This is a genomic window from Nocardioides sp. AX2bis (assembly GCF_902506435.1).
Taxonomy (GTDB): domain Bacteria; phylum Actinomycetota; class Actinomycetes; order Propionibacteriales; family Nocardioidaceae; genus Nocardioides.
The window spans coordinates 447645-455925 of sequence record NZ_LR733215.1; the positions used below are offsets into that span (position 1 = coordinate 447645).

Annotated in this window: 13 protein-coding genes; 10 read left to right on the forward strand and 3 right to left on the reverse strand. The window is 74.3% G+C overall.

All coding sequences use genetic code 11. The features are described from left to right. Positions 1 to 589: alpha/beta fold hydrolase (locus GV155_RS02240; protein ID WP_160004839.1), on the forward strand; the 589-nt coding region annotated here is incomplete at its 5' end. A gap of 19 nt (positions 590 to 608) precedes the next feature. On the opposite strand, the gene GV155_RS02245 is transcribed toward GV155_RS02240, so the two are convergent. Next, complete coding sequence (locus GV155_RS02245; RefSeq protein WP_160004841.1) at positions 609 to 992, reverse strand: DsrE family protein; 384 nt, start codon at positions 990 to 992, stop codon at positions 609 to 611. Between the two features lie 38 nt (positions 993 to 1030). Between GV155_RS02245 and GV155_RS02250 the strand changes: the two genes are divergently transcribed. The 5 genes from GV155_RS02250 (at position 1031) to GV155_RS02270 (ending at position 4014) form a co-directional block, all read left to right on the forward strand. Beyond that, a complete protein-coding gene (locus tag GV155_RS02250) occupies positions 1031 to 1525 on the forward strand; it encodes an FABP family protein (RefSeq protein WP_160004843.1) in 495 nt (164 codons plus the stop codon). Between the two features lie 2 nt (positions 1526 to 1527). Continuing rightward, positions 1528 to 2037 carry a Fur family transcriptional regulator gene (locus GV155_RS02255; RefSeq protein WP_160004845.1) on the forward strand — a complete coding sequence of 170 codons (510 nt, stop codon included), beginning with the start codon at positions 1528 to 1530 and terminating at the stop codon, positions 2035 to 2037. Continuing rightward, positions 2034 to 3041, forward strand: a complete 1008-nt coding sequence (ygfZ, locus tag GV155_RS02260) for a CAF17-like 4Fe-4S cluster assembly/insertion protein YgfZ (protein WP_160004847.1) — start codon at positions 2034 to 2036, stop codon at positions 3039 to 3041. The genes GV155_RS02255 and ygfZ overlap by 4 nt, the downstream gene beginning before the upstream one ends. Further along, positions 3038 to 3505, forward strand: coding sequence for a thioredoxin family protein (locus GV155_RS02265; RefSeq protein WP_160004849.1), 468 nt, complete (start codon positions 3038 to 3040; stop codon positions 3503 to 3505). Before ygfZ ends, GV155_RS02265 begins: the two co-directional genes overlap by 4 nt. Positions 3506 to 3591: 86 nt before the next feature. After that, positions 3592 to 4014, forward strand: a complete 423-nt coding sequence (locus tag GV155_RS02270; protein WP_160004851.1) for a hypothetical protein — start codon at positions 3592 to 3594, stop codon at positions 4012 to 4014. 1 nt (position 4015) lies between these two features. Here the strand turns inward: GV155_RS02270 and GV155_RS02275 are convergent, their stop codons facing one another. Further along, positions 4016 to 5296 carry a metallophosphoesterase family protein gene (locus tag GV155_RS02275; RefSeq protein ID WP_160004853.1) on the reverse strand — a complete coding sequence of 427 codons (1281 nt, stop codon included), beginning with the start codon at positions 5294 to 5296 and terminating at the stop codon, positions 4016 to 4018. A gap of 262 nt (positions 5297 to 5558) precedes the next feature. Between GV155_RS02275 and GV155_RS02280 the strand changes: the two genes are divergently transcribed. The 4 genes from GV155_RS02280 to GV155_RS02295 all read left to right on the forward strand — a co-directional run bounded on the left by GV155_RS02280 (position 5559) and on the right by GV155_RS02295 (position 7622). Next, positions 5559 to 6035, forward strand: a complete 477-nt coding sequence (locus tag GV155_RS02280; protein WP_160004855.1) for a DUF4395 domain-containing protein — start codon at positions 5559 to 5561, stop codon at positions 6033 to 6035. Positions 6036 to 6083: 48 nt separating this feature from the next. Then, a complete protein-coding gene (locus GV155_RS02285) occupies positions 6084 to 6932 on the forward strand; it encodes a sulfurtransferase (protein ID WP_160004857.1) in 849 nt (282 codons plus the stop codon). Continuing rightward, a complete protein-coding gene (locus tag GV155_RS02290) occupies positions 6932 to 7228 on the forward strand; it encodes a DUF1416 domain-containing protein (protein ID WP_160004859.1) in 297 nt (98 codons plus the stop codon). Before GV155_RS02285 ends, GV155_RS02290 begins: the two co-directional genes overlap by 1 nt. A gap of 103 nt (positions 7229 to 7331) precedes the next feature. Next, positions 7332 to 7622 (forward strand): putative quinol monooxygenase, encoded by a 291-nt coding sequence (locus GV155_RS02295; protein ID WP_160004861.1) that lies wholly within the window; start codon positions 7332 to 7334, stop codon positions 7620 to 7622. Positions 7623 to 7768: 146 nt separating this feature from the next. Here GV155_RS02295 and dtd read toward each other — a convergent pair whose 3' ends face one another. Further along, entirely contained in the window at positions 7769 to 8203 is a 435-nt protein-coding gene (gene dtd, locus GV155_RS02300; protein ID WP_160004863.1) for a D-aminoacyl-tRNA deacylase, read from the reverse strand. Positions 8204 to 8281 lie beyond the last annotated feature (78 nt).

An 8281-nucleotide genomic window follows, 5' to 3' on the forward strand; every position in this document is an offset into this window, starting at 1 on the left:
CACCGGCCCCACCGCACCCACAGGCCGGGTCGTCGTCGACGTCCCCGGCTGGAGGGCCCCCGAGGTCACCGGCCTGCCGCTGCGGCTCTACCTGCGCCGGCTCGGCTGGGACGCCCGCGGCTGGGGCTACGGCACCAACACCGGCAGCCCCGACGCCGACGCCGACCGGCTGACCGCCCAGGTCGTCGCGCTTGCCGCCCAGCACGGCTCGGTCGCGCTGGTCGGCTGGAGCCTCGGCGGCGTCATCTCCCGCGAGGTCGCACGGCGCCGGCCCGACGCCGTACGCCGCGTCGTCACCTACGGCACCCCGGTCGTCGGCGGCCCGACCTTCACCGCCGTCGCCCCGCTCTACCCCGCCCGCCAGCGACGCCGGATGAGCGAGGTGTCGGCCCGCGCCGAGCGCGACGCCCCGCTCCGGGTACCGGTCACCGCGCTGCTCAGCCGCCGCGACGGCGTGGTGGCGTGGGAGTCGTGCGTCGATCGCACCTCGACCGACGTCGAGCACGTCGAGGTCGGCTCGCCGCACCTCGGGATGGGCATCGACCCCGACGTCTGGCGGGTCGTCGCCGACCGGCTCGCCCGCCCCTGACCCCCGCCGACGGCGACCGTCAGTAGACGAGCGCCTGGACGCCCTCGGCGAGGACCTCCTCGGTCCACAGCGCCGCGCCGGCCAGCCGGACCCTGGCCAGCAGGTCGTCGTCGCCGATCCCGCGCCGCGCCGCGCACTGGCTGCACACCGTCACCCGACCGCCCTCGAGGACCACCGAGACGAGGTCCCCGGGCGCGACCGCGTGCTCCAGGTCGTACGCCGGGGGCCGGCCGTCCGTTGCGACGTCGGTGCCCAGCCACGCGGCCTCCCCGGTCAGCCACAGCGACACCCGCGCGCCGGCCGAGACCGCGGTGGCGGCGACGGTCAGGCCCTGGTTGCTGCGTTCGGGGGCGTCGGCGGCGCAGGTGACCTTGATGTTGAGCGGGCGCGGGGAGGACGGCATCTGCCGACCCTAGGGCCCGGGGCTCCTAGACTGCCCCCGTGCCTTTCGAGATCCCCGACAACCTCCACCCCGACTGCGGCCCGGTGGCCTGGATGCTCGGCACGTGGCAGGGCAACGGCCACGGCGACTACCCGACCATCGACAAGTACGAGTTCGGCCAGGAGCTGATCTTCACCCACGACGGCCGCCCGTTCTTCCACTACTTCTCGCGCAGCTGGATCATCGACGAGCACGGCGAGAAGGTGCGCGAGGGCGCCCTCGAGACCGGGTTCCTGCGCTGCAAGCCGGAGGGGAAGATGGAGCTGCTGCTCACCCACCAGACCGGCTTCGTGGAGATCTACTACGGCACGGCCGCCGGCGGGAAGCTCGACCTCACCACCGACGCCGTCGCCCGTACCGAGACGGCCAAGGAGTACACCGCCGGCAAGCGGCTCTACGGCAACGTCGAGGGCGACCTGCTCTACGCCTACGACATGGCCGCCGTCGGGCAGGGCCTGCAGCCGCACCTCTGGGCCCGGTTGAAGCGGGCCTGACGGTGCCCACGGGGCCGGCCGACGAGGTCACGGGCGCGCCCGACTGGCGCGCCCAGCTGCGGGAGCGCGGCTACCGGCTCACGCCCCAGCGCGAGCTGGTCCTCGCGGCGGTCGACACCCTCGGCCACGCCACGCCCGACGAGGTCCACGCCGAGGTACGCCGGCACGCCAGCGCGGTCAACGTCTCGACGGTCTACCGCGCCCTCGAGGTGCTGGAGGACCTCGGGCTGGTGCGCCACGCCCACCTCTCCGACCGGGCCCCGACCTACCACTCCGTCAGCGGCCACGAGCACGTCCACCTGGTCTGCCGGGCCTGCCGGCGCACCATCTCGGTGGACGCCGAGGTCGTCGCCGCGCTGACCGACCGGCTGCGCGCCGAGCACGGCTTCGTCGCCGACGTCGGCCACCTCACCGTCTTCGGCGAGCACGAGGACTGCGAGGTCGGGGAGGTCGGGGAGGCCGGGGAGGACGCGAGGAACACCACGCCCCCGTCGGGTGTTGACCCGACATGACTGAGCAGCCCCCCACGACCGAGCGGCACGGCGCCCCCCTGAGCCCGCTGCTCGGCCTGCCCGGAGCCGTGGCCGGCAACGACGTGGACGCGCCCGTCGCCGCGCACTACGGATCCTTCAACGGCGAGCAGCGCCACCTCGAGTCCGGGGACGGGTTCGTGGACCTCTCGCACCGCGACGTCGTACGGATCTCCGGCCCCGACCGGCTGACGTGGCTGCACGCGCTCACCACGCAGCACCTCGAGCGGCTCCAGCCCGGCGTCACCACCGGCGTGCTCGTCCTCAGCCCCAACGGCCACGTCGAGCACGCCTTCTTCGGCTCCGACGACGGCGAGGCCTTCACCGCCCACACCGAGCCCGGCGCGGCCGCCGCGCTGATCGGCTTCCTGGACCGGATGCGGTTCATGTCGCGCGTCGAGGTCACCGACCTCACCGCCGAGCTCGCCGTCTGCTGGCGGCCCGCCAAGGTGGGCGAGGCGCCGTACTCCGGCTACGAGCTCGTGCCCCGCGACCAGCTCGAGACGTACGCCGCCGCCGCCGGCCCCGCCGCCGGGCTCTGGGCCTTCGAGGCCCTGCGCATCGCCCGCGGCGAGCCGCGCCTCGGCCTGGACACCGACGAGCGCACCATCCCCAACGAGGCCGGCTGGATCGGCCCCGCGGTGCACCTGGAGAAGGGCTGCTACCGCGGCCAGGAGACGGTCGCCCGGGTGCACACCCTCGGCCGCCCCCCGCGCCGCCTGACGCTGCTGCACCTCGACGGCTCCGAGAACCGGTTGCCCACCCGCGGTGCGCCGCTGGTCGTCGACGGCGACCCGAAGGCCAAGCCGGTCGGCTTCGTCGGCACCTCCGCCCGCCACCACGAGCTCGGCCCGATCGCGCTGGCGCTGGTCAAGCGCAACGTCGACCTGGGCGCGCCGCTGCTGGCCGACGGCCTGCCCGCCGCCCAGGAGATCGTCGTCGACCCGGAGGTCGGGCTGCACGTGCGCCCGACCGGCTTCCGATGAGCGCCGGGGCCTGGGTCCTGCTGGTCGCCCTCGTCGTGGCGGGCGGCTTCGGGCTCTACCGCGCCCGCACCGACGGCCGCTTCGGTCGTACGCCGGCCGCGCCCGGCGTACCGGCCGCGACACCGGACACCCCGGAGGCGGCGCCGGCCCCCGAGCCGACCACCTGGGACAGCGTGTCCGCCGCGGCCGGCGTCGAGCCGGGGGAGCGGGCGACGCTCGTGCAGTTCTCCTCCGCCTTCTGCGCTCCCTGCCGGGCCACCCGCCGGGTGCTCTCCGACGTGGCCGGGGTCGTCCCCGGCGTGGTGCACGTCGAGATCGACGCCGAGCAGCACCTCGACCTCGTCCGCGCGCTCGACGTCGTACGCACCCCGACCACGATCGTGCTCGACGCCACCGGCGCCGAGCGCACCCGCGCCGTCGGAGCCCCGCGCAAGGAGCAGGTGCTCGACGCGCTGTCCGCCTGACCGGCGGGTCCGGGGTCGGGGTCAGGTCGGGCGGTCCAGACCGGTGCGGCCCTGCCGTCCAGCCCGCGCGACACGGTGTGACCCCCGTGGTGGTCGGTCGTTCGCGGGTCAACACCCGACGGGGGCGTGGTGTTCCTCGCGTCCTCCCCGGCCTCCCCGACCTCCCCGACCTCGCAGTCCTCGTGCTCGCCGACGCCCCGACCGCCCCGAGCAGCCCGAGCAGCCCGAGCACCCCGAGCAGCCCGAGCACCCCGAGCAACCCCGCCCCGGACGGCGGCGGGAACGGCGGCGGGAATGGCGGCGGGACCGGTGGCGGGAACGGCGGCGGCACGAACCCCGAGCCCGCCCCCGAGCCGGACGCCCCGTCCGGCGCGCCGAACCTCCCGCTGCGCCTGTCGGTCGACCGCGACTCCGGCTCGGCCACGGTCGAGCTGGACCCGCCCCTGCTCGGCGGCTCCCTGAGCCTGACGACGCCGCCGCTCGGCGGGTCGCTGCCCACCCGCCGCTGAGCTACTCCCGCACGCCCGGCAGCGGGTCCACCGACGTCGAGCCGGCCCGGGCCGTCGCCGGGCGGTAGGGCGCGAGCAGGCCGTCGCGCCCGCGTACCCGGCCGTCGGCGGTGAGCGTCATCGTCCCGACGGCCGGGGGGTCGGGCTCGTAGGTCAGGTCGAGGGGCTGCCCCCGCCGGGTGTCGGTCTGCCAGATCCGCTCGGTCCCGTCCACCTGCGAGCGGAAGCGGCGCACGACCAGCGACATCTCGTCGCCGCGCACCTCGCCCACCAGGTAGTTCGTGCCGCCGTAGCCGAACAGGCCGCCGTGGCTCACCTGGGTGACGCCGCGGTCGCGGACCGCGGTCACGTCGTGCACCTCGCCGGCGAGGTAGAGGTCGACGTCGTGGCGGACCAGCGTGCGCCACAGCGGCGAGCCGCGCCCGCCCTCGTACATCAGGCCCGAGCTGCCGACCGTCCGCACCGGCCCCAGGACCGGGGTGTGCCCCTGGACCACGACCCAGTCGACGCCCGTGCGCCGCGCCCCCCGCAGCACCCCGCGCAGCCACCGCAGCTGCGCCGGGTCCACCTCGGCGACGACGCCGTTGCGGGTCCGGGAGAAGACGTCCAGGGTCACCAGCAGCACCTCGGGGTCCAGGCTGGTGGCGTACGCGGTGCTCCGCGCCGGACCGCGCCGCGGGTGCGCGGCGTACCCCCGCGGTGCGACGAGCGCGTCGGCGTAGAGCTGCCGGAAGAGGCCGAGGTTGCGCCACTTGAACCCGGAGTAGCCGCCGCCCCGGCGCCCCCACGGGTTGTCGCCGAGCTCGTGGTCGCCGACCGCGGTGTGCGGGAGCGGCAGGCCGTGCTCGCGGAAGCGCGTGAGCCAGGCCGGGTAGTAGGAGCGTGCGGCCCGGACGACGGCACGCTGCTGCTGGCGCTCGGTCCGCACCGGTCCGAAGAGGCCGGTGCCGGCGTCGTCGAGGCTCCAGTGCCCCTCGACCAGGTCGCCGGCGACCAGCACGTCCTGAGGCGCCTCGGCGGCGATCCCGTCGAGGACGACGTCCAGCGCGCGCTCGTGCTGCGGGCTGGTGCCGGTGGGCAGGCCCGGGCTCCAGGTCGGCAGGCCGGTGAGGTCGGCCAGGTCCATGTTGAGGAAGTCGGGGGAGGAGACGAACCGGTAGTCCGGCGGGGCCGCACGGTCGTCCGCGCCGGCCGGGGTGGCCCCCGCGCCCAGCAGCCCCGCCACCACGGCCGCGGCCCCCACGAGGCTCGTGAACGAGCGGGTCGTGGCGCGGGAGGACATGCCCCGAGCCTAAGGCTGTTCGGAATGCGAGACGCCTGTCCACGCCTCGGGACGTCTGGCTGGTCCGGCCACCGGACGGTCCCTACGCTGGACCCATGTTCTCGACCTGGTTGACGAAGCGACGCGCAGTGGACCACTGCCGCGTGCGCTCCAGCCTGTGTCGACGCTCCTGAGCGTCGAGGACCCACTCTGCCCTGATCCAGGGCTCACCCGCCTCGGCCGACGCCCGACCATCGTCAGCGCTGCCAGGAGCACGAGCACCATGACCGACACCCGTCCCACCCGGAACGCCCCGCCGTCCCCGGCTCCCACCGCCGGGATCGACCCGCGCGGACCCCGCGTCGCCGCGACCATCACCAGCGTCGTGCTGGCGCTGGTGCTGCTCACCGCGCCGAGCGCGTTCGCCACCACGCTGCTGGCGCTGCAGACGGTCGTGTTCGCCGTCGGTGCGACCGCGGGCGTCCAGCGCACGCCGTACGCCTGGTTCTTCCGCCGCGTCGTACGCCCCCGCCTCGACCCGCCCGCCGAGACCGAGGACCCCCGCCCGCCGCGGTTCGCGCAGACCGTCGGCCTGGCCTTCGCGGTCGTCGGCCTCGTCGGGCTGCTGAGCGGCGTGACCGCCCTCGGCCTGGTCGCGGTCGGCCTCGCGCTGGTCGCGGCCCTGCTCAACGCCGTCTTCGACTACTGCCTGGGCTGCGAGATGTACCTGCTGCTCAAGCGGCTGCAGCCCACCACCTGATCCACACCCCCGACCACGCACCACGCATCGACTGCACTAGGAGCACACATGACCCGCGAGAACGTACTCGTCACCGCCCAGTGGGTGGAGGACCACCTCGACGACCCCCAGGTGGTGCTCGTCGAGGTCGACGAGGACACCTCGGCCTACGACAAGGGCCACATCAAGGGCGCCATCAAGCTCGACTGGACCAAGGACCTGCAGGACCAGGTGCGTCGTGACGCGATCAGCCAGGACCAGTTCTCGACCCTGCTGTCCGAGCGCGGCGTGAAGAACGACGACACCGTCGTCCTCTACGGCGGCAACAACAACTGGTTCGCCGCCTACGCCTACTGGTACTTCAAGCTCTACGGCCACTCCGACGTGCGCCTGATGGACGGCGGCCGCAAGAAGTGGGAGCTCGACTCCCGCGAGCTGACCGACGACGCCGTGTCCCGCGAGGCCACCACCTACACCGCCTCCGCGCCCGACCTGTCGATCCGCGCCTTCCGCGACGAGGCCGTCGCGGCCATCGGCACCAAGAACCTCGTCGACGTGCGCAGCCCCGACGAGTACGCCGGGCGCCTGATGGCCCCCGCGCACCTCCCGCAGGAGCAGGCGCAGCGCGCCGGCCACATCCCGACCGCGGCGAACGTCCCGTGGTCCAAGGCGGCCAACGACGACGGCACCTTCAAGTCCGACGACGAGCTGAAGCAGATCTACACCGACGCCGGCGTGGACTGGGACAAGGACACCGTCGCCTACTGCCGCATCGGCGAGCGCTCCAGCCACACCTGGTTCGTGCTCAAGGAGCTGCTCGGCCAGCCCAACGTGAAGAACTACGACGGCTCGTGGACCGAGTACGGCTCCCTCATCGGCGTGCCCGTCGTCCTCGGTGACGAGAAGGGTGTCGCCTGATGTGCGGCGCGACCGAGGGCGGCCTGTCGCTCGACGGCATCGACGTCAACAAGGAGGCCGTGGTCCAGGGCCAGGTCCTGCGTGACGGCGAGCCCGTCGGCAACGCCTACGTGCGCCTGCTCGACCGCACCGGCGAGTTCACCGCCGAGGTCCCCACCTCGGCCAGCGGGCACTTCCGCTTCTTCGCCGGCGACGGCGAGTGGACCCTGCGCACCCTCGCCCCGAAGGCCGACCCGGTGGACCACCAGGTCAAGGCCGCGGTCGGCTCGGTCGCCGAGGTCAGCATCGCGATCTGAGCCCCGGCTCACACGTCGCCGACGGCCCGCCACCCCCTCGGGGTGGCGGGCCGTTTCGCGTCCCGGACGATGACTCCGCCCCGGACGGTAGGTCGACCCCGGCATGATCATCGTCTCCGGCCACCTGACCGTCGCCCCTGAGCAGCGGGCCGCGTACCTCGCCGACTGCGTCGCCGTGGTCCGTCAGGCCCGTGCGACGGCAGGGTGCCGGGAGTTCGCGATCTGCGCCGACCCCCTCGACCCCGGGCGGATTGTCGTCTTCGAGCGGTGGGACTCCCGGGAGGCCGTCGAGGCGTTCCGGGGTGACGGGCCCGGCGAGGAGCAGCAGGTCGCGATCCTTGACGCCTCGGTTGAGGAGCACGAGGTGGCCTCGACCCGCTCGCTGACCTCGTGAAGGCCCGGTGCCCGGGCGGCGGAAGAACGTACACAAGCCCGATCCGGCGCTGGTCGGCCACATCGGCAGGCCTCTGACCTGCGGTGATGCGGAGGGGGTGGCGAGCGGAGCGGTGACTGTACGTTCTTCCGTCGCTCCCGACCCCGTCAGCGCTCCAGCAGCAGCGTCATCGGCCCGTCGTTGACCGACTCGACGGCCATGTCGGCGCCGAAGACCCCGCGCTCCACCCGCGCGCCGAGCCGCTCCAACTCCGCGCAGAACGCGTCGTACGCCGGCTCGCCGACCTCGCCCGGGGCCGCCGCCGACCAGGTGGGCCGGCGGCCCTTGCGCGCGTCGCCGTAGAGCGTGAACTGGCTGACCACGAGCACCGGCGCCCCGACGTCGGAGGCCGACCGCTCGTCGTGCAGCAGCCGCACGTCCCACACCTTGCGCGCCAGCCAGGCGGTCTCGTCCGGGCCGTCGCCGTGCGTGACGCCGAGGTAGACCAGCAGCCCCGGACCGTCCTCGGCGGCGACCTGCCCGACGACCTCGCCGCCCACGCGTACCGACGCCGAGGTCACCCGCTGCACCACTGCCCTCACGCGGGCGAGCCTGCCACGGCCGCCGCCCCACCCTGTCCCTTATACACCTCTGACGCTGCCGACGATCTTACGCGTCTA